Source organism: Paenibacillus sp. L3-i20 (genome assembly GCF_022180385.2).
In the GTDB taxonomy this organism is placed as follows: Bacteria; Bacillota; Bacilli; order Paenibacillales; family Paenibacillaceae; genus Pristimantibacillus.
On the sequence record NZ_BQME02000001.1, the window covers coordinates 2,608,691 to 2,627,715 of the forward strand.

Annotated in this window: 15 protein-coding genes; 11 read left to right on the top strand and 4 right to left on the bottom strand. The window is 47.8% G+C overall.

Annotated features, from left to right (window positions below; all coding sequences use genetic code 11):
• Window positions 1–118 precede the first annotated feature (118 nt).
• Together MFF31_RS12065 and MFF31_RS25205 are read right to left on the bottom strand one after the other, a co-directional pair.
• Window positions 119–295 (bottom strand): alpha-helical endospore appendage domain-containing protein, encoded by a 177-nt coding sequence (locus MFF31_RS12065; RefSeq protein ID WP_248565469.1) that lies wholly within the window; start codon window positions 293–295, stop codon window positions 119–121.
• 431 nt (window positions 296–726) lie between these two features.
• On the bottom strand, window positions 727–2,619 hold the full coding sequence (locus MFF31_RS25205) for a collagen-like domain-containing protein (protein ID WP_282570451.1): 1,893 nt from the start codon (window positions 2,617–2,619) through the stop codon (window positions 727–729).
• Window positions 2,620–2,877: 258 nt separating this feature from the next.
• Here MFF31_RS25205 and MFF31_RS12075 point away from each other — a divergent pair, with 258 nt between their 5' ends.
• From MFF31_RS12075 to MFF31_RS12095, 5 genes are all read left to right on the top strand, one after another.
• On the top strand, window positions 2,878–3,678 hold the full coding sequence (locus MFF31_RS12075; RefSeq protein WP_238188222.1) for a hypothetical protein: 801 nt from the start codon (window positions 2,878–2,880) through the stop codon (window positions 3,676–3,678).
• Between the two features lie 11 nt (window positions 3,679–3,689).
• On the top strand, window positions 3,690–4,142 hold the full coding sequence (locus MFF31_RS12080; RefSeq protein WP_238188223.1) for a flavodoxin: 453 nt from the start codon (window positions 3,690–3,692) through the stop codon (window positions 4,140–4,142).
• Between the two features lie 23 nt (window positions 4,143–4,165).
• Window positions 4,166–4,876 carry a hypothetical protein gene (locus tag MFF31_RS12085; RefSeq protein ID WP_238188224.1) on the top strand — a complete coding sequence of 237 codons (711 nt, stop codon included), beginning with the start codon at window positions 4,166–4,168 and terminating at the stop codon, window positions 4,874–4,876.
• Window positions 4,877–5,073: 197 nt separating this feature from the next.
• On the top strand, window positions 5,074–5,925 hold the full coding sequence (locus MFF31_RS12090) for an AraC family transcriptional regulator (protein ID WP_238188225.1): 852 nt from the start codon (window positions 5,074–5,076) through the stop codon (window positions 5,923–5,925).
• Between the two features lie 185 nt (window positions 5,926–6,110).
• Window positions 6,111–6,785 carry an SOS response-associated peptidase gene (locus MFF31_RS12095; protein WP_238188226.1) on the top strand — a complete coding sequence of 225 codons (675 nt, stop codon included), beginning with the start codon at window positions 6,111–6,113 and terminating at the stop codon, window positions 6,783–6,785.
• 346 nt (window positions 6,786–7,131) lie between these two features.
• Here the strand turns inward: MFF31_RS12095 and MFF31_RS12100 are convergent, their stop codons facing one another.
• Complete coding sequence (locus tag MFF31_RS12100; protein ID WP_238188583.1) at window positions 7,132–8,070, bottom strand: electron transfer flavoprotein subunit alpha/FixB family protein; 939 nt, start codon at window positions 8,068–8,070, stop codon at window positions 7,132–7,134.
• Here MFF31_RS12100 and MFF31_RS25210 point away from each other — a divergent pair.
• Window positions 8,017–8,139 carry a hypothetical protein gene (locus MFF31_RS25210; RefSeq protein WP_282570476.1) on the top strand — a complete coding sequence of 41 codons (123 nt, stop codon included), beginning with the start codon at window positions 8,017–8,019 and terminating at the stop codon, window positions 8,137–8,139. The two genes, MFF31_RS12100 and MFF31_RS25210, sit on opposite strands and share 54 nt — an antisense overlap.
• A gap of 17 nt (window positions 8,140–8,156) precedes the next feature.
• On the opposite strand, the gene MFF31_RS12105 is transcribed toward MFF31_RS25210, so the two are convergent.
• Window positions 8,157–8,978 carry an electron transfer flavoprotein subunit beta/FixA family protein gene (locus MFF31_RS12105; protein WP_238188227.1) on the bottom strand — a complete coding sequence of 274 codons (822 nt, stop codon included), beginning with the start codon at window positions 8,976–8,978 and terminating at the stop codon, window positions 8,157–8,159.
• 304 nt (window positions 8,979–9,282) lie between these two features.
• Here MFF31_RS12105 and MFF31_RS12110 point away from each other — a divergent pair, with 304 nt between their 5' ends.
• From MFF31_RS12110 to MFF31_RS12130, 5 genes are read left to right on the top strand one after another with little or no spacing between them, the layout of a single operon-like run.
• Entirely contained in the window at window positions 9,283–11,529 is a 2,247-nt protein-coding gene (locus tag MFF31_RS12110; RefSeq protein WP_375541287.1) for a heterodisulfide reductase-related iron-sulfur binding cluster, read from the top strand.
• A 25-nt stretch (window positions 11,530–11,554) separates the two neighbouring features.
• Window positions 11,555–14,008: a 3-hydroxyacyl-CoA dehydrogenase/enoyl-CoA hydratase family protein gene (locus tag MFF31_RS12115; RefSeq protein ID WP_238188228.1), complete on the top strand. Its 2,454-nt coding sequence runs from the start codon at window positions 11,555–11,557 to the stop codon at window positions 14,006–14,008.
• Window positions 14,009–14,021: 13 nt separating this feature from the next.
• Entirely contained in the window at window positions 14,022–15,245 is a 1,224-nt protein-coding gene (locus MFF31_RS12120) for an acetyl-CoA C-acyltransferase (protein ID WP_238188229.1), read from the top strand.
• A 14-nt stretch (window positions 15,246–15,259) separates the two neighbouring features.
• Window positions 15,260–17,092 carry an acyl-CoA dehydrogenase family protein gene (locus MFF31_RS12125; protein ID WP_238188230.1) on the top strand — a complete coding sequence of 611 codons (1,833 nt, stop codon included), beginning with the start codon at window positions 15,260–15,262 and terminating at the stop codon, window positions 17,090–17,092.
• 15 nt (window positions 17,093–17,107) lie between these two features.
• Window positions 17,108–19,024, top strand: a complete 1,917-nt coding sequence (locus MFF31_RS12130; protein WP_238188231.1) for a long-chain-fatty-acid--CoA ligase — start codon at window positions 17,108–17,110, stop codon at window positions 19,022–19,024.
• Window position 19,025: the final 1 nt, after the last annotated feature.

Here is a 19,025-nt window from a genome sequence, read left to right on the forward strand (position 1 = left end):
CACATGTAGTGGGCGTTCATTTGTAAGAGATCTTATGCCAATCTGAATGTTTCTACATTAGTAGTTATACTAAAGTTAGAACCGGCATCACCTGTAGCTTGGAATTGAAGAATACCTGCTACTTCGAAATACTCTTAAGCTTACTGTCTAATAAAAACTCTTTTTTCGTGACGGCATTAATTGTGTCCTTAACGCTTTCAGTAATCGTTAGAATGTCGCTAATGGTTGCTGGGGGAGATGTTACGCCTGGTAATGTACCAAGAACAAATTGAAGTTTTTCTCCTTCAGCCTGCAAAATATCATTTATTATAAATTATTCCAATTTAATAGATGAAAGTAGCAAATTGATTGCATCATCTCTATTTAGTAGGATCGTAGAGGTAATGTTGGGGGATTAGAGTGTGACATTATCATTCTGCTTCATGATGTTTTTTGATCTCTCATTAACTACTGGATATGTTATGCATAGATTTATTATTTGCATATGATAGATGTGAAGCTAATAGAATTTGGACGAGTATACCTACAGGTTTTAGACTGCCAGGTATTGTTCTGTTTAATCCAGTCATTGCGCCTACGTATCCCATCGGTAAAGTCATAACGTTTAACAGCAGCACTTATATCGTTAATACAACTATGCCAAATTTATATGCAGCTATTTTTCTCAAGTGGAATGTTTGAAGAAAAACCGACTACACAATATGTGCAATCGGTTTTAGTGGGTAATTAATCACCAAGACGAATGATAATGAGGGAGCTGCTATTTACTGGTGATCCATTAATCGCAGGTGATAGGAGAGTTGTAGTTGTGCCGTTATTAATAATTTGAATTGTGTCCCCTCCGTTGAACCTTCTAACTATATAACCTGAGGATGATTTTGCCCCAGAACCACCTGTTTCTGTACCTGATGTTGAACCTGGAAGTAAAGTAGTTGAGTTTAGTTGTAAGCCGAAATTTGCATTCTGATCGCCGTCTACAATGGTCATATAAGAAATTGCGTACAATCCAGAAATATTTAACATTATGATCCCTTCAGAATTGTTAAATGCACCTACTGGGTCAATTAACTCTGTCACTAGTGGAACTTTGCCGCCCGAAAGAATAGTTGTGGTTCCTGTATTACTAAAATGACCAGCTATTCCAGTACCCGAATCCCCGGTAGCGCCAGTCGCACCAGTTGCACCAGTGACGCCATCGGTCCCGGCAATGCCCGTAGCACCTGTGCCACCAGTTGCTCCAGTCGCCCCAGTATCGCCGGTAGCGCCCGTGCCACCGGTAGCGCCAGTCGCCCCAGTATCGCCGGTAGCACCTGTGCCACCAGTTGCTCCAGTCGCCCCAGTATCGCCGGTAGCACCCGTGCCACCTGTAGCGCCAGTCGCCCCAGTATCGCCGGTAGCGCCCGTGCCACCTGTAGCGCCAGTCGCCCCAGTATCGCCGGTAGCACCTGTGCCACCAGTTGCTCCAGTCGCCCCAGTATCGCCGGTAGCACCCGTGCCACCAGTTGCTCCAGTTGCTCCAGTCGCCCCAGTATCGCCGGTAGCGCCCGTGCCACCGGTAGCACCAGTTGCTCCAGTATCGCCGGTAGCACCCGTGCCACCTGTAGCGCCAGTCGCCCCAGTATCGCCGGTAGCACCCGTGCTACCTGTAGCGCCAGTCGCCCCAGTATCGCCGGTAGCGCCCGTGCCACCAGTTGCTCCAGTCGCCCCAGTACCACCAGTAGCCCCATTTGTGCCTATCGGACCTTGTGGTCCAACTGAACCTTGAGGTCCTTGAGCACCTTGAGGACCAGCGGGTCCTTGTAAGCCAGCAGGGCCTTGCGGACCTAGAGGCCCGATTGGTCCTTGCAGTCCATTACCTCCCGTAGCTCCCGTATTTCCAAGAGGTCCTTGAGGTCCGATTAACCCTTGAGGTCCAGCAACGCCCGTCGCACCAGTGGCTCCAGTGCTGCCTGTTCCTCCCGTTACACCATTGGCACCGATAAGTCCCTGCGGTCCTTGTGGCCCCTGAGGTCCTGCATTACCTTGTGCACCTTGAGGCCCTTGAGGTCCAATTGATCCTTGAGGACCTTGAGGTCCCTGTGGCCCAGGAAATCCTTGAATACCTTGAGGTCCTTGAGGCCCGATTGCTCCTTGCTGTCCCTGAGGCCCTTGGGGTCCTTGAGGTCCTTGACTGCCAGTATCGCCCGTAGCTCCCGTCGGTCCAGGTGGACCACCTGAAGGTCCAGTTGCGCCAGTTACTCCTTGTATTCCTTGAGGTCCTACAGGTCCTACAGGCCCTACAGGCCCTTGTTCACCATCATGCCCTCGTTTACCACGATCTCCATCATGACCTCTTTTGCCACGTTCCCCACGTTCCCCTTGCTCACCGCGCTCACCTTGAGGTCCTTGTTGACCAATATGTTCGTCGCAGCAAGGACGATCGTGTTGATGATCATTGCAACGCTCGCGTGATCTTGAGCCTGTAACAATAACCCGATCTTTATTTATCCTTGTTTTTTTCTTATGTCTCTTTGTACCGGAAGAAACTTTACCACTGATATATCTTTTAATGTGTACAACTTTCTCTTTTGAAGACTGACTGCGACTTTTTTTGTTTAATGAGTAATCCAGAAAGAGCACCTCCTAGTCATTTACCTTATATTACGGGCTAATGTGTAGTATTGACTGGGTGCAGACAGGGCGGGCGCATAGGCAAATGACCATTTTTCAAAAAATGGGCGCTAGGAGACAGTTGACAATGTTAATGAGAATGTTTATCATAGTTACGAAAGTGATAATCATTATCAGTAGTTGTCTATCATGGTGAGACAAAATATATAGTTGCCAAAGAATATGCGAATGGGCTATCGCCCCCTCAAGCTATAAGGAGAAAAATATATGCAAACTGGCACAAAAAAACCGTGGAACTGGCTGCTCTTCCCGTTTTCATCTGTGAAAGCAGGTCCATACGGTTTGTTCGCAGCATCGGTCGGCTACGGAGTGTATGAGATTGATCCACAATTTAATTGGGAGAAGCGAGATGCGGGGCTCCCAGATACAACAAGCATTCATCGATTGCAGCTGCATTCAGAACTGCTGCATGCCTGCACAAATAGCGGTTTGTACGAATGGATGGGGGATGCGTGGGAGAATGAAGGACTTACGCTGCCTTGTTATCAATATCGCAAAACCGGTGGTGCGAGCTATGTAGCAACTGATGACGGGTTATGGATCAAAACAGGCTCCAAGTGGGGTCTCCTTGCTTGTGAGGGGAAGCGGATCTATGACTTTATAAATCTTCCGCAATATATGATAGTGGGACATGAAACAGGGATTTCGTTATACGATCGTTTTATGGATGACTGGGCGCACTTCGAACTGGAGAGGAAAATAACGAGCTTAGCCGTTTATCGCGGACATTTAATTGGTACGAGTGATCAGGGAGAACTGATGGTTGGTGATAAGAAAGGGAAATTTGACCGGATTAAATTCGGTAAAAAGTTCATTTTCTCAGTTACAGCAAAAGGGAACGACATCTACGTTTGTACGGATCAAGGATTGTTTAGGCTTGCCTACATAGCAAATAAACTGATTTTGTTGTCCGTTATGTTAGGTTTTCCGGTGACGGATGTTGATGTGCAGGGTGATGAGCTCTATATGGCTACGTTGTTCCAAGGCATTCAAACAATGAAAATTTAGGAGGAATAGCTATGCCAAAAGTAATTATTTTGTACACCAGCTTAACAGGAAACACGGAGGAAATGGCAGAGTCGATTGCAGAAGGTGTAAAAGCGACAGGGGTAGAGTTTGTATGTAAAGAGGCATTTGATGCAAAACCTGAAGAACTTCTGGACTATGATGCAATTATAATGGGAGCTTATACGTGGGGTGACGGAGAACTTCCAGATGAGTTTCTTGATTTCTATGAGGAAATGGATGGACTAGATTTGGCTGGCAAGAAAGCAGCGGTATTCGGTTCGGGTGATACTTCTTATCCCATTTATTGCGGAGCAGTCGATATTATTGAGCAGAAGCTTAAAGAGCTTGGTGCAGAAATCGTTTGTGAAAGCTTGAAGTTTGAATACAATGCATCGGATGATGAGAAAGTTTTGGGTAAGCGGGTAGGAGAGCAAGTAGCGGGACTGCTAACTGTTGCAGGATAAGGTTTAATAGGGGGACAGAAGGCATGTTAGAGCAAATGCCGATATTAATCCGTATCGACGATTACAAAATAGAACGAATACTTCGAGGTGTACAACGTACGAATAATCCTGCTAAAGAAAATGAAGGAAAACGAAACCTTCATTGGAAGGAGCTCGTTCATTTTTCAGCATGTCATTGTGTCAATCACGTTCTTACTTCTACAGCTGGCAAAAGCTTAGCGGAAACATTAGAGAAAGCGAATAATCGTTGGTGGACGAATCGCCATTATAAATTTCATTCCAATGAACATTTTTTGCAAGTACGTCATACGGTTAACGCTCATCTTATGTCCTTCTTGAAGGATCATGTTGCAAGTAAACCAATTATTTTATTTGAACCGTCAACAGTCTCTATAGAAGAATTAGAAATGGAGCTTTCGCAAAACCTTCATGTCGTATCTATTCTCGGTGACAGTATTCAAGAAGGATACATCGTACAAAAGTTTATAGTTGATGAGTCATCAGAGTCCTTGGCACTTTATCAGCATATGACAACCGTATTCGGTATGGGCGCATTCAAACGATTGCCTGATCGGATCGAAGCACTGTCACTACTTAGTGGAAAAAAGTACGTTTGGACACCGAACATAGAGGATTGGAAGCAGTCGCTTGATTATATGCGTCTCGTCAAAAGTTTGCTCCCATCTCCATGCCTTACTGTGGATGAATTTACTACTTTCAGGATGATTATGTAAGAGGATTCGTTATGTCCCTCAATCCTTATCATTAATGAGAGTGTTTGACTGCTAATAAATAAGCATACATAAACCTCGATTTCGCTTCCAGTATGGGGCGGCGGGGTTTTTTGGTATGGACAAATGAACGGATAATCAAGTAACATGGCAATATTCATAGGAAAAGTTAAGGAAGCTTAGCTGGAGGAGAGATCAGCTTGTCAGACGATTTATTACTCACATTTCGCTCGCCGCCGTTGCCTTTTTTTGTGGAATCGAATCGAATTACTTATCGCCCTGGGGAAGAACATCCCAACCGTACAAATTTAGGCGTGTTTGATTTATTATTCGTAAACGAAGGTACGCTGCATATTGCGGAAGAAAATTACAAATGGACGTTAACGCCGGGTGATGTACTCATATTGAGACCAGATCGTTGGCATTATTCATTCCAACCATGTTCAGAGGAAACAGTGTTCGACTGGGTTCATTTCCAGACGGTCGGAGCATGGGAGGAAACGGACAATAACGAGCAAGGTACACTGCGAGGCGATTACTATACATATGCTATACGTCTCCCGAAAAAAATGAAACTGTCTTATCCCGATGAGGCTAAGCTAATATTTGCTCAGTTGCATGAGGCTGCCAAAAGCTGCTCCCATGGAGCATTTTGGGATCGTCAGCAACGGTTCCTGCATCTGCTTCAAATGCTTGATGAAGGATGGCGTTCGGATGCTGCGAAAGCTTCGGTCTCTATCGCTGAACGTGCAGCGGCTTATTTGAAGCTTAATTATCGAACACCAATAAGCAATACAATGCTCAGCGAAGTTCTGGATCTGCATACAAACTACATTACTCGCTGCATGACAGACGTCTTTGGCTGTACGCCGCAGCAGTATTTGCTTTATTATCGCCTCGACCAGGCGAAGTTGTTGCTCATAAAGACGGATTGGACGATTGCGAAGGTTGCTGAGGAGACTGGCTTTAGACAGACGCCTCATTTCTCAAGATTGTTTGCAGCTCATACAGGTATGCCACCGCTTAAGTTCCGGAAACGCTTTACGACGTAGAAGGTTAATGATGTAAATCAAATAGCGAATGAATGCGACCAAGTAGTTGGTGTATGTGACTAAATAGTTAAATCATGTAGCTAGACGCTTAAGAAGGACAAATCATTTCGATGTATGCATAATTTTCCTGAACACTACAAAAACTGGATTCAAACACGCAGCCCAAAGTGAAGGAGCATCATGCGATGATTGAACGGTTTTCGTTGACAGCAGAATTAGATGCAATAGTGGAGAGGTTTGGCGTTAACCGAATTGTGCAAGGACATACGAATCGTTTTAACGTGGCGCCGACACAAACAGTGTCTATCGTTATGAATGACAGACATAATGTGCGGGTGCTGCAAGAAGCTAGATGGGGATTGTTCCCATTCTGGGCGAGAGATTCCGTTAATGCTGATCAAGAAAAAGTAATGGAGAAACCTTTCTTTCAGAGAATGCTTAGCAGTCAAAGATGTGTTATTCCTTGCAGCGGTTTTTTTGGACAAAAGAAATTTCAAAAGGAACGTGATTCCCGGGCGATGCATACGATTGTGCCGAGTCAACCTTTGTTAGGCGTAGCAGGCATCTTTGATCGCTGGCGTCATGTGAATGGTAAAGAGGTGTGCGCATTCACGATGCTAACTGCTGCTGCTTCGGGATCAATGTCGGTTTGGCAATCGCAAGTACCTGTCATCTTGGATGAAGAGGGAATTGAGGATTGGATGAATCCAAGCATTAAGGAGTTCAGTAAGCTTCGCAAACATTTGGAGGCGATGGAGGGCTACTTAATGCGTTCCTATCCAGTAACCAATGCGGTCTATGACGAACGATATGAAGCACCCGACTGCATCCACGAAATATTACGTCCTGACTTTGCATAGAGGGCTGAGCTCATCGATTGTAAAGGGAGTATTCAGTAGTGGAGAAACGAGTCTTAAGCTAATGAAGTCCTTTCTGTATCGTGCGCATGTATAAATGTGAAAGTGTGAAATAGTACAAAAACAAGCCCTTCCACTACTGCTGAAGCAGTGGTGGAAGGGCTTGTTTTTGTTGTCTGATCGAGAAGGCTTCAAAACGTTTTGAGTTGAACCCACTTAGCAAAAGTTTACAAAAATTCAGTTAGTTTCTTTGTAGATGTGTACATCTTATAGGATGGCTTCAATTAACCATCGATTTTTTAATAAATTGAGTCCATTATTTTATTCTGATCGAAAAAATTCTCTCTCGTCAACCTGATTTCTGAGCTCGCAGTACTTCTTCCTTTAGTAATGGGACTATTTCAAACAGGTCGCCAACGATACCGTAGTCTGCGATTCCGAAGATGGGAGCGTCAGGGTCTTTGTTGATGGCTACTATTGTGCGAGATTGACTCATTCCGGCTAGATGCTGGATAGCGCCGCTAATTCCGCAGGCGATATAAAGCTGAGGTGTAACGACTTTGCCTGTCTGACCAATTTGGAGCGCATAGTCGCAATATCCAGCGTCGCAAGCAGCGCGCGAGGCACCGACTGTTCCGCCGAAAGCGGCAGCTAGCGCGTGGAGCGGCTCGAAGCCTGCCGCGCTGCGTACCCCTCTTCCGCCGGATACGATGACATCGGCTTCGGCTAGATCAATCTGTCCGCTAGTGCGCCGCACAATTCCGCGCACAGCGGTCAATAGCGGCGGCGCCGTATAAGGCAATACGGCGACCGAGCCGCCACGATCGCCAGCGTCGCATAGCTCCGCAGGCGGCAAATTATTCGGGCGCACCGTGATTACCCACGGGTGGCCCGGAAGAAAGCTGCGCCGCTCGAACGCCTTGCCGGCGTAGAGCGGGCGAGTGAATGCGACGTCACTGCCATCACTCGACACCTCGATGGCAGTGACGTCTGCAATGTGGCCGGCGCCATGGGCTACGGCCACGCGGGGCGCGAGCTCGCGCCCAATTGCGGTATGGCCGAGCAAGAGCGCGCTCGGCCCCACCGCAGTCATGGCTGCGCCCAGCACGGCGATATACGCCTCGGGCGCATAGTGTTCAAGGGACGGATCGTCGGCAATATGCACGACATCCGCCCCTCGGGCGATTAGCTCGGCGGCAGGTTCAGCCGCCCCGCCGAAAGAGGCAAGGACGGCATGGACGGAGCCGTCCTTGCCTGCGAGAAGCTTAGCGGCGCCAAGCGCTTCCAGCGCCACTCGGCGAAGAGCACCGTCTCGGTGCTCAGCAAAAACAAGTATTTTTTTGCCCATGTGAAATAGCTCCTTTCATCAGTGCTCTACAGCACCTTTGCATCCCTCTGAAGCAGCTTAACGAGTTCATGAACTTGCTCATTGGAAGTTCCTGTTAGTCTTTTGCCGATTCCGCGAGGTGGAGGCGGGAACAGTTTGTTTCTTTCTGTACGCGGTGTTGTTATGTCGTTGAGGTGGCTTTCGGCAAGATTGAGCTCTTGCACCGTTACTGTTCGTAGAGGTTTTCGCTTTGCTTTCATAATGCCAGGCAATGAAGGATAACGTGGTTCATTGAGCCCTTGCTGGGCTGTAATGAGTGCAGGCAGCGGTATTGTTATTTTCTCTGAATCCCCTTCGATGTCACGTTCCACTAGAGCGAAGAGAGAAACGATGGAATCGGTGTCAATGCCAAGTTCTTTGGCTGGGGCAACAGTAATTTTTAAGGCAGCGGAAGCATGGGGCAAGCCAAGTCGTTCGGCAATTTGCAGTGCAACGCTGCCGGAACCTGTATCAACGGCAAACAAACCAGCGAGCAACAGGTCTGGTGACAAGGGGGCAACGACTGCTGCAAGTGCAGCAGCAATAGAAAAGCTGTCATCGGGAATACCTTCGGAGCTGAGATGAATCGCCTCATCAGCACCAATGGCAAGTGCAGTCCGCAATGTCTCTTGTGAGCCATCTCCGCCACAAGTGACGACGATAACTTCGCCGCCATGCAGTTCCTTCAGACGCAATGCTTCCTCTAGCGCATATTCGTCATAAGGATTGATGACAAACTTGGCCTCTTGTTCGTCGACACCTTGAGATGTGATCGTTACCTTTTCCTCTGTATCAAACGTTCTTTTTACAAGCACCACAATCCGATTCATATTGACCTCCTTCATAAAAGGTTTCAATTGAAATAACCTCATCTATAAACTATATGATCATAATGGGCACGCTATGAAATTACACGAATTGGAAATTAGAAGTGGAATTGATTTATTAGTAATCACACATGGTCGATTCATGATCGGGCGAACCCATTCATATACTTGAAGCATTATGGATGTAAATGTAAACGTTTTTTAAAAATTACCCTAAAAATGTACAAAGGGAAAAAGAGTGGGCAGTTCCAGCCATATGTGAGATGGGGAGGGCTGTTTGAATGGGGTGGATAGGGGTGCGACATTGATGTCCTATATCAGTATTGCAGAACCGATGAGCTGGGTGGGATGGGGAGCCTTCATAGCGCTTGTATCAGCTGCGATTTGGATGTTCGCAACTGTTATATGGCGGCGTATCGGCTATCTGAGGTTAGGAGTACCAACTATATTTGTTCGGCATAAGCCGAAGCGGCGGGATGGTTTCAGTAGAGAGGTGCTTGGTCATCGCAGGTTGCTAAACGACATCAGGAGCGGGTTCATGCATCTGATTTATTTCTACGGATTTATTATGCTGCAGTTCGGCGCCATTGATCTTATTTGGAAAGGACTAAGCGGTGGGCAACGGCTGCCTGTTCCTCTTTATCCTCAGTTCTCTTGGTCGCAAGAGTTGATTGCGGCACTTGTCTTTGCAGCGGTGTTGTATGGTGCTTATCGCAGATATGGTGAAAAGTTGCCACGGCTAAAAAGAGGCTGGAAACCGTCGCTTGTGATGTGGTTTATCGGTTCGCTCATGCTGACGATTATGTTCACGTTAGCATTTGAGCGATTAACGGAGGGCAACGATGCAGCGCTGGCTGCCAAATATGCACCCATCAGTGAACTATTGTCCCAGCTGTTGCAGAAGGCAGGCATTCAAGCACAAAGTCAGCTCGCACATATTGGTTTTGACTTGTTCTGGTGGCTTCATTTGCTCGTTTTGCTGGGGTTCCTCGTTTATGTACCGCAGTCGAAACATTTCCACTTAATAACCGCACCCATCAATCTTTGGTTCAGGCGTAATGCACCTCCCGGGCGTCTTACGCCACTTGATCTTGAAAATGAGGACGCCGAAACGTTTGGCGCAGGGAAGATCGAGCATTTTACGCAAAAGCAGCTTCTTGATTTATATGCATGTGTGGAATGTGGACGTTGTACAAATGTTTGCCCAGCAGCGAGCACTGGGAAGTTGCTCTCGCCTATGCATCTCATTGTTAAACTTAGAGATCATTTGACGGAAAAAGGCGCTTCGATTACATCGAAATCTCCGTGGCTGCCTGCTGGACTTTGGCAAGGGAAGGCGGGAAGTGAACAACATGCACATGTAATGGGTGCGGTTATTCCGGCTTGGGAGGCCACAAATGGAGGTGACAGCGAAGGGATTTCTTCTTACAGAACAAACATTGCACCGACGATGTCCGTTCAAAGTGCCGCATGGACCAAGAGAGAAGGGGTAAAGGCTGAGGATCTTAATCTCATTGGCGATGTGATTACAGAAGATGAGCTTTGGGCATGTACAACTTGTCGCAACTGCGAGGAGCAATGTCCAGTCGGTAATGAGCATGTGGACAAAATTATCGATATGCGTCGGCACTTAGTGTTAATGGAAGGAAAGCTTCCTTCTGACGGACAACGTGCCCTGCAAAATATTGAGCGTCAGAGCAATCCATGGGGACTGCCAAGAGCGGAAAGAGCCGCATGGATAGAAGAATGCGAGAATAAAACAGGCATTAATGTAAAAACGATGCAAGCGTGCAAGGCGAGCGGACAAATGCCAGACATTTTGTTATGGGCAGGTTCGATGGGAGCCTATGATTCCAGAAGTCGGCGAGTACTATTCGATGTAGTCCGGTTAATGAAGAGGGCTGGGGTAAACTTTGCAACACTTGGTCATGAGGAACGAAGCTCTGGCGACACTGCACGCCGAATTGGCAACGAATTGCTGTTTCAGGAGTTATGCAAAGAAAACATTGCAACACTGCAAAGGTACGGCGTCAAGCATATCGTTACAACTTGCCCTCATACCTTCAACACGTTTAAAAACGAGTATCCCGACTTTGGACTTTCTACTGATGTCAAAGTAGAGCATCATACGGAGCTGCTGGCCCGGCTGTTGCAAGAAGGAAGATTAACGGCGAAATATGCTCTAGAAGAACGAGTCACTGTTCATGATTCTTGTTATTTGGGACGGTATAACGATACGTATGAAGCACCTCGGAATATGCTTCGAGCAATACCTGGGATCACGATTGAAGAGATGGAACGATCGGGGAAAAACGGTATGTGCTGCGGAGCAGGCGGTGGTCTAATGTGGATGGAGGAGCACTCCGGCAGTCGGATCAATTATGCGCGAACAGAACAGGCACTTGAAGTGAAGCCAAGTGTTATCAGCTCGGCTTGCCCATATTGTCTTACGATGATGGAAGATGGGCTCAAATCGATGTCACAGAGTGATTCGGTAACGGCTAGAGATGTTGCAGAGCTGCTTGCAGACAGTGTGTTTGGGTTCGGGAACTAGGATGACAGAGGAGGTTGTTCATAAAATGCCGTTACAAGCGTCGCAACAGAAAAAGGCGAGCTCAATCCGCAGTGCAGCCGTAATCGGTTCTGGTGTAATGGGAGCAGGCATCGCTGCTCAATTGGCTAACGCTGGGCTTCGTGTTCTATTGCTAGACGTCGTCCCTCAGAGGCTGACAGAAGAGGAGGAGAGAAAGGGGCTTTCACTATCTGATGCTCTTGTTCGCAATCGATTGTCCGCTTCTGCCATTGCTAAGATGCCAAAGGCACAGCCTCCACAGCTTTACGAACCAGCATGGGTAAATCGGATAACGGCTGGAAATTTGACTGATCATTTGGTAGCACTTGGAGATGTCGATTGGATTGTTGAAGCGGTTGTTGAAAGGCTGGATGTGAAGCAGGAGGTATTTGCGGCTATCGAGTCTGCTAGACGTCCGGGAACGCTTGTGAGTACGAATACGTCAGGTCTATCAGTTGCATCAATGATAGAAGGGAGAGGTTTGGAGTTCAGAAGACATTTCGCCGCAACACATTTCTTTAATCCGCCTCGTTATATGAGATTGGTAGAGGTCGTTCCTACAGAGGACACGGATGCTGAGGTAGTTACGCTGCTTACGGAATTATGTGAGAAGCGACTTGGTAAAGGTGTCGTAGTAGCGAAGGATACGCCGAATTTTATCGCCAACCGAATAGGCTCATACGGGATGTTGGTGACATTGCAGGATACGATTACTTATGGCTTGACTGTAGAGGAAGCAGATGCACTTACTGGTCCCGCTTTAGGGAGACCGAAGACGGCCACATTCCGAATGCTGGATCTCGTAGGTTTGGACACATTGCTTCATGTGATCGATAACGTTCGGAAACGAAGCGAAGATGATGCAGAGCAGGCGATATTTGCTAGACCAGACATCTTGGAGAAGTTAGTTGCGATGAAGCGGCTAGGTGAGAAATCTGGAGCAGGCTTTTACCGCAAAATTCGTGGGGGGGATGGTCGAAGCACCATTGAATCTCTCCGATTAGACACGCTGGAATATGGCGAGCAGAGCAAGGTATCGTCGCCAGTCATTGAAGCGGCTAAGGCTGCGAAAGGCGTCGCTCTCAAAGCGAAAGCACTGATCAATTCAAATGCTGGACATAAACATGCCAAATTCGCCTGGTCTACACTTAAGAAAACATTGCTGTACTCTGCTGCCCAAGTAGGCGTTATAGCGGATTCGATTACGGACATCGATCGTGCGATGAGATGGGGATTTAATTGGGATCTCGGGCCATTTGAGCTATGGGATGCAATTGGTTTGGAAGAGACTGTGACTCGTATGAAGAAGGAGGGCGATACGATCCCGGATTGGGTGGAGCAATGGATAGCTGATGGACATAACAGCTTTTATCTGGAATCAGAGCAAAGACGTTATTTTGCAGCAAGAGGGGGCTATTCTGCGGAAGAGCAGGAGGAGGATGTCATTTCTCTGGCAGCACTTAAGGGAGCTGGTCGCACAGTACTTGCAACATCCGGAGCTAGCTTGATCGACATTGGGGATGATGTCGTCTGTTTAGAATTTCATTCGCATAGTAATGCCATTGGTGGAGAGATTCTTTCAGCGATACGTCAATCGGTGCAAGAGGTATCTCGCAATTGGAGAGGAATAGTGCTTGCGAATGAAGGGCGTAATTTCTGTGTCGGTGCGAACCTGATGCTGCTGCTAATGGAGGCGCAGAATGGGGAGTGGGATGAGGTCGAGGAAATCATCCGCTTCTTTCAAGACAGTATGTTAAGGCTTAAACGACTAGATCGACCAGTCGTTGCAGCGCCACATCGGATGACGCTGGGCGGGGGAGTGGAGGCTTGTTTACCAGCAGACCTTATCATTTTGTCGCCAGAAACTTATTTCGGATTGGTGGAAACAGGTGTTGGACTAATCCCGGCAGGCGGAGGTTGCAAGGAAGGTGCCGCATTAGTTGCTGCTAGAGCTAAGTCGGCGGCGGGTGGCAACGGATCTGCGAGGGGAGATTTGCAGCCATCGTTAAATGAATTGTTTGAGACGATAGCGCTAGCTAAATCTTCATCAAGCGGGCATGAGGCACTTCGCCAAGGACTGCTGCGGCCACAGGATCGCGTTATTATGCGACAGAACACACGGATTGCAGAAGCGAAGAGAGCGGTACTGGAGCTGGATCGTGCGGGCTATACCCCTCCGGTCGAGGAACGAATTCGAGTTGCAGGCAGTGAAGGTAAAGCAGTACTTAAGTTAGCGGTGCAGGCGATGCAACTAGGCGGGACGATTAGCGAGCATGACGCTTTAATCGGAGGGAAGCTTGCCCACGTGCTTGCGGGCGGAGATGTTAGGGCTGGGTCGGAAGTGAGTGAGCAATATTTGCTCGATTTGGAATGTGAAGCATTCCTCAGCTTATGTGGTGAGCGCAAGACGCAGGAGAGAATGAGTCATATGCTTGCTAAGGGCAAGCCGCTGCGCAATTGAGAGGGGGAAGACGATGACAGATCAAAAACCTTTCGCCGATCATGATCGTGACGCAGTCATTGTTGCGGCTGTTCGTACTGCGGTCGGCAAAGCTTCAAGAGGGAGCTTGGCGGAGACGAGAGCTGAGGATCTTGGCAGGATAGTGCTGCAGGGCGCATTGGAACGTGTGCCGCAGCTTTCTCCGGATGAAATAGAGGATGTTTTAATTGGGTGTGCTATGCCAGAAGGTGAGCAGGGATTGAATGTAGCTCGAATTATTTCGTTGTATGCAGGTTTGCCAGTGACGACGCCCGCAGTGACAATAAATCGTTTTTGTGCATCCGGGTTGCAATCTATCGCTTATGGGGCAGAGCGCATTCGACTAGGAGAAGCCGATGTGATCGCAGCCGGAGGCGTTGAAAGTATGAGCCACGTACCGATGACAGGCTTCCGCTTATCACCGCATCCCGGCATTGTAGAGGCGATGCCGGAAGTTTATATAGGGATGGGACATACTGCGGAAGAAGTAGCGCGCAGATATGGCGTTACGCGTGAAGATCAGGATGCTTTCGCAGCTGCAAGCCATCAGAAAGCAGCGACTGCCATTGCAGCAGGGTTATTCCAAGCAGAGATTATACCTGTAACGGCGAGAACTTCAGGGACTGATGAAGCGGGTAGGCCATGGGAGAAAACGTTCACCTTCAGCATTGATGAAGGAGTGCGCCCGGAGACTACGGTTCGAACGTTGACACCGCTTAAGCCCTCTTTTGCAAGGAATGGGACGGTTACAGCGGGGAATTCATCACAAATGAGTGATGGAGCGGCAGTTGTCATTATGATGAGTCGGGGGCGTGCAGAGGAGCTTGGACTCAAGCCGCTTGCTGTGTTTAGGGGGTACAGTGTCGCAGGTGTTGCACCGGAAGTGATGGGTATTGGTCCAATCGAGGCCATTCCGAAAGCCCTTAAGAAAGCCGGAATTACGAAGGATCAGGTTGATTTATTTGAGCTCAACGAAGCATTCGCAGCACAATGTGTCCCGATTATTAGGGAACTTGAGCTCGATCCGGAACGAGTCAATGTGAATGGCGGGGCAATTGCGTTAGGTCATCCGCTTGGCTGCACAGGAGCAAAGCTATCCGTTTCCTTAATACATGAGCTTGGACGAAGAGGCGGCGGTATTGGCGTAGTGACGATGTGTGTAGGAGGAGGGATGGGGGCAGCGGGTGTGCTCGAAGTATATTCTAGTATAAATACGTAAAGGAGGGCTGCGAGATGGCGGGAACGATACGTTTTGGCGGCCGATTCGTCGTGGAGGACAGCAAGCCGGAATCGGTCGCTACTCCTGAAGATTTTACGGAAGAGCAACGAATGATGTCGCTCGCTGCGGGACAATTCATGGAGGCTGAGCTGTATCCAAGGGATGCGGAGATCGAGGCCCTTAATTATGAATTGACGGTAGAACTTATGCGGAAGGCTGGAGAGCTGGGGCTGTTAGGTGCTGATGTGCCAGAGCAATTCGGCGGTTTAGGACTCGACAAGGTCAGTACTACATTGCTTGCAGAGACACTTGCCCGATCGTCCTCATTTGCATTGTCCGTTGGTGCACACACAGGAATCGGTACGCTGCCTATCGTGTTCTTTGGAACTGCCGAGCAGAAAAATAAGTATTTGCCTGACCTCGCAACAGGAGCGAAAATTGCTGCATATTGTTTGACTGAGCCTGCGTCCGGCTCGGATGCACTGGGTGCACGAACGACTGCAAAGCTAAATGATGATGGTACTCACTATGTGTTGAATGGATCGAAGCTTTATATTACGAATGCCGGTTTTGCTGACATTTTCATTGTGTATGCGAAGGTAGATGGCGAGCAATTTACAGCTTTTATCGTTGAGAGGGATATGGCAGGCTTCAGCATTGGACCAGAGGAACATAAGATGGGCATTAAAGGATCGTCTACTTGTCCGCTTTTCTTTGAAGATGTGGAGGTTCCTATTGAGAACGTGCTCGGAGAAGTAGGAAAAGGCCATCATATTGCCTTTAACATATTGAACATTGGTCGATTCAAGCTTGGTGCTGCTTGTCTCGGTACTTCGAAGGAAACGATTGAGCTCGCATCACGTTATGCAAACACTCGCAAACAATTTGGGCGAACGATATCCTCATATCCACTAATTGGGGCAAAGCTTGCCGACATGAATATTCGCACATTCGTACTTGAGAGTATGGTCTATCGAACGGCGGGCTGGATCGATGCGATGTTGCGTGATTCCGACTCGGAATTTGAAGCTGGCAGCGGGAGCGATAAGAACATTAATGAGCGGCAGGCTGCTGTAGATGCAGGTGCACGGGCAGCCAAAGCGATTAGTGAATATGCGCTGGAATGCTCCATCGTCAAAGTATTTGCGTCGGAAGGGCTGGACTTTGTCATTGATGAAGGCGTACAGATTCATGGTGGATACGGCTATATTCGCGATTATAAGGTAGAGCGGATTTATCGTGATTCTCGTATAAATCGAATTTTTGAAGGTACAAATGAAATTAATCGGATGCTCATTCCAGGAACGCTCATAAAGCGAGCGCTTAAGGGAGAAATTCCATTATTTCAAAAAGCGCAGGCTTTGCAAGGCGAGCTTATGCAACCGATGCCACTGCCACCATTCACAAAACTGCTCAGCAAGGAAGTTTATCGTCTAGCTCAAGCGAAAAAAACGTTTCTCGCCATTGGCGGTTTAGCCGTTCAGAAGTTTGCTATACGACTTGAGCAGGAGCAGGAGGTGCTTTGCGTATTAGCCGACCTGATGATACAAACCTTCGCAATGGAGAGCGCAATATTACGAACGCAAAAGATGCTGAGCAGGAGCGAAGGGGCGGTAACGGAGCAAGTCGAGCATGCGGCAGCAATGACCGAAGTATTCGTGCAGGAAGCGATGGAGAAGGTGGAAGGCCTTGCAAAAATTGCTTTGGCTGCCCTGGAGCACGGGGACGGACTCCAGTTGCAGTTGTCCGTACTCAAGAAACTGATGAGAGCGCCATTGTCAGATACGATAGCAATGAAACGCGTAATAGCGGCACGGGTCATTCGAAGTGAGCATTATGTCGTGTAGAGGGGGAGATCTAGAATGGAACCACTTAGACCGGAGGACCCTTTTTTGCCCGAACACTCGCAAGCTAAGGAAGGAACTGATGAAGTTAAATTGGAGGTAGCAGAATCAGAAGCATCAGATGGAGAAGTTGATCCGTTGTTCGAAGATGAATTAGAGTCTTTTGAAGATGAGTATTTACCGTCTGATGATGTTCAGCCTTTTGCCCAGCAAGTACCGCTAGATCGCCCGTGGCTCCGTCATTATCCTAAGGAAATTCCAGCATCACTGAGCTATCCCAACTATAGTATTGTTCAGTTTCTTATTCATGCCGTTAATCATTATCCGAACAATCAAGCTATTCATTTTTTAGGAAAGACACTCACTTATCGTGAATTGCATACGCAAGCTGTTCGAGTAGCTAGTGAGTTAGTTGCGTTAGGTGTATCTAAAGGGGATCGTGTAGCCATCATGCTACCGAATTGCCCGCAAGCTGTCGTTTCCTACTATGCTGTATTGCTCGCCGGGGCTATTGTTGTACAGACGAATCCGCTTTATGTGGAACGAGAGCTGGAGCATCAGATTAAGGATAGTGGCGCAGTCGCTATCCTCACTGTAGATTTGTTGTACGCACGTGTTGCTCGTGTTCGAGGCGAGCAGCCGCTTGAAGGTCCTATTCCTGCGCTCAAGCATGTTATTGTCACTTCTATTAAAGATGGTCTGCCATTCCCCAAAAACATACTTTATCCCATTAAACAACGCAAGGAAGGATTCCGTTCCAATATTCCTTATGGCAAGGTAGGCGTGTTAGCCTATCGCAAATTGCTTACTGGCAAAGCTCCTGACGTAGAACTACCTAAGCTTGCAACTAGAGAAGAAATTGCTGTTTTGCAATATACGGGCGGTACGACGGGTACACCTAAAGGTGTTATGCTCACGCATGGCAATTTGGTATCTAACACACTGCAAACCTCTGCTTGGTTCTACAAGGCTGAAGACGGTAAGGAACGATTCCTAGCTGCATTGCCGCTCTTCCACGTATTCGGTCTAACGATACTTCTGAATCTGTCAGCTTCGTGTGCCGGCTCGTTAGTACTGTTGCCTAGATTCGAGACGGATACTGTTTTGAAGACGATTAATGATCAGAAGCCAACAATATTTCCAGGTGCTCCCACCATGTATGTTGCACTTATTAATCATCCAAACGCTGCAAAGTCGGATTTATCTTCTATTAACTTATGTATAAGCGGCTCCGCTGCACTACCTCTTGAGGTACAAGAGCAGTTCGAAGCTTTGACTGGCGGTCGACTAATTGAAGGTTATGGTTTGACAGAAACTTCACCTGTTACTCATGCTAATCCACTTTGGGGATTACGCAAAATTGGTACGATAGGTATTCCTTTTCCCGACACAGATGTTGCTATCGTTGATCCGATAACGGGTGAACGTTTGCCAATTGGGCAATTAGGTGAGTTGATCGTCCGAGGGCCACAAGTCATGAAGGGGTATTGGAATCGACCGGAAGAAACAGCAGAGACGTTAAAGGATGGCTGGTTGTATACGGGAGACCTTGCGACGATGGATGAAGATGGATTTTTCACTATTATGGATCGAAAAAAAGATGTCATTATTGCAAGCGGCTATAACATCTATCCTCGCGAAATAGAAGAAGTGTTGTTCGAACATCCTGCAGTCCGCGAAGCGGCGGTAATTGGGGTAAAGGACGAATATCGGGGAGAAACGGTGAAGGCGTTTATTGTGCTCAAAGAGGGCTGGCAAGTATCGCGAAGCCAATTGGATCGGTTTTGTAGGGATCGGCTCGCAGCCTATAAAGTTCCGCAATACTATGCGTTTAGGGAAACGCTTCCAAAAACGATGGTAGGCAAGGTGTTACGTCGCAAGCTGGCAGAAGAGGATTATGAGCATGATGTGACTTCTTCCGAGCAGGAGGAGTGAA

Bases quoted from the DNA above. Each gene is read 5' to 3' on its own strand.
- MFF31_RS12085 (WP_238188224.1), top strand. From the start codon at position 4,166: ATGTTAGAGCAAATGCCGATATTAATCCGTATCGACGATTACAAAATA.
- MFF31_RS12120 (WP_238188229.1), top strand. From the start codon at position 14,022: ATGACAGATCAAAAACCTTTCGCCGATCATGATCGTGACGCAGTCATT.
- MFF31_RS25210 (WP_282570476.1), top strand. From the start codon at position 8,017: ATGGACGGAGCCGTCCTTGCCTGCGAGAAGCTTAGCGGCGCCAAGCGC.
- MFF31_RS12115 (WP_238188228.1), top strand. From the start codon at position 11,555: ATGCCGTTACAAGCGTCGCAACAGAAAAAGGCGAGCTCAATCCGCAGT.
- MFF31_RS12095 (WP_238188226.1), top strand. From the start codon at position 6,111: ATGATTGAACGGTTTTCGTTGACAGCAGAATTAGATGCAATAGTGGAG.
- MFF31_RS12125 (WP_238188230.1), top strand. From the start codon at position 15,260: ATGGCGGGAACGATACGTTTTGGCGGCCGATTCGTCGTGGAGGACAGC.
- MFF31_RS12110 (WP_375541287.1), top strand. From the start codon at position 9,283: ATGTCCTATATCAGTATTGCAGAACCGATGAGCTGGGTGGGATGGGGA.
- MFF31_RS12080 (WP_238188223.1), top strand. From the start codon at position 3,690: ATGCCAAAAGTAATTATTTTGTACACCAGCTTAACAGGAAACACGGAG.
- MFF31_RS12130 (WP_238188231.1), top strand. From the start codon at position 17,108: ATGGAACCACTTAGACCGGAGGACCCTTTTTTGCCCGAACACTCGCAA.
- MFF31_RS12105 (WP_238188227.1), bottom strand. From the start codon at position 8,978: ATGAATCGGATTGTGGTGCTTGTAAAAAGAACGTTTGATACAGAGGAA.
- MFF31_RS12075 (WP_238188222.1), top strand. From the start codon at position 2,878: ATGCAAACTGGCACAAAAAAACCGTGGAACTGGCTGCTCTTCCCGTTT.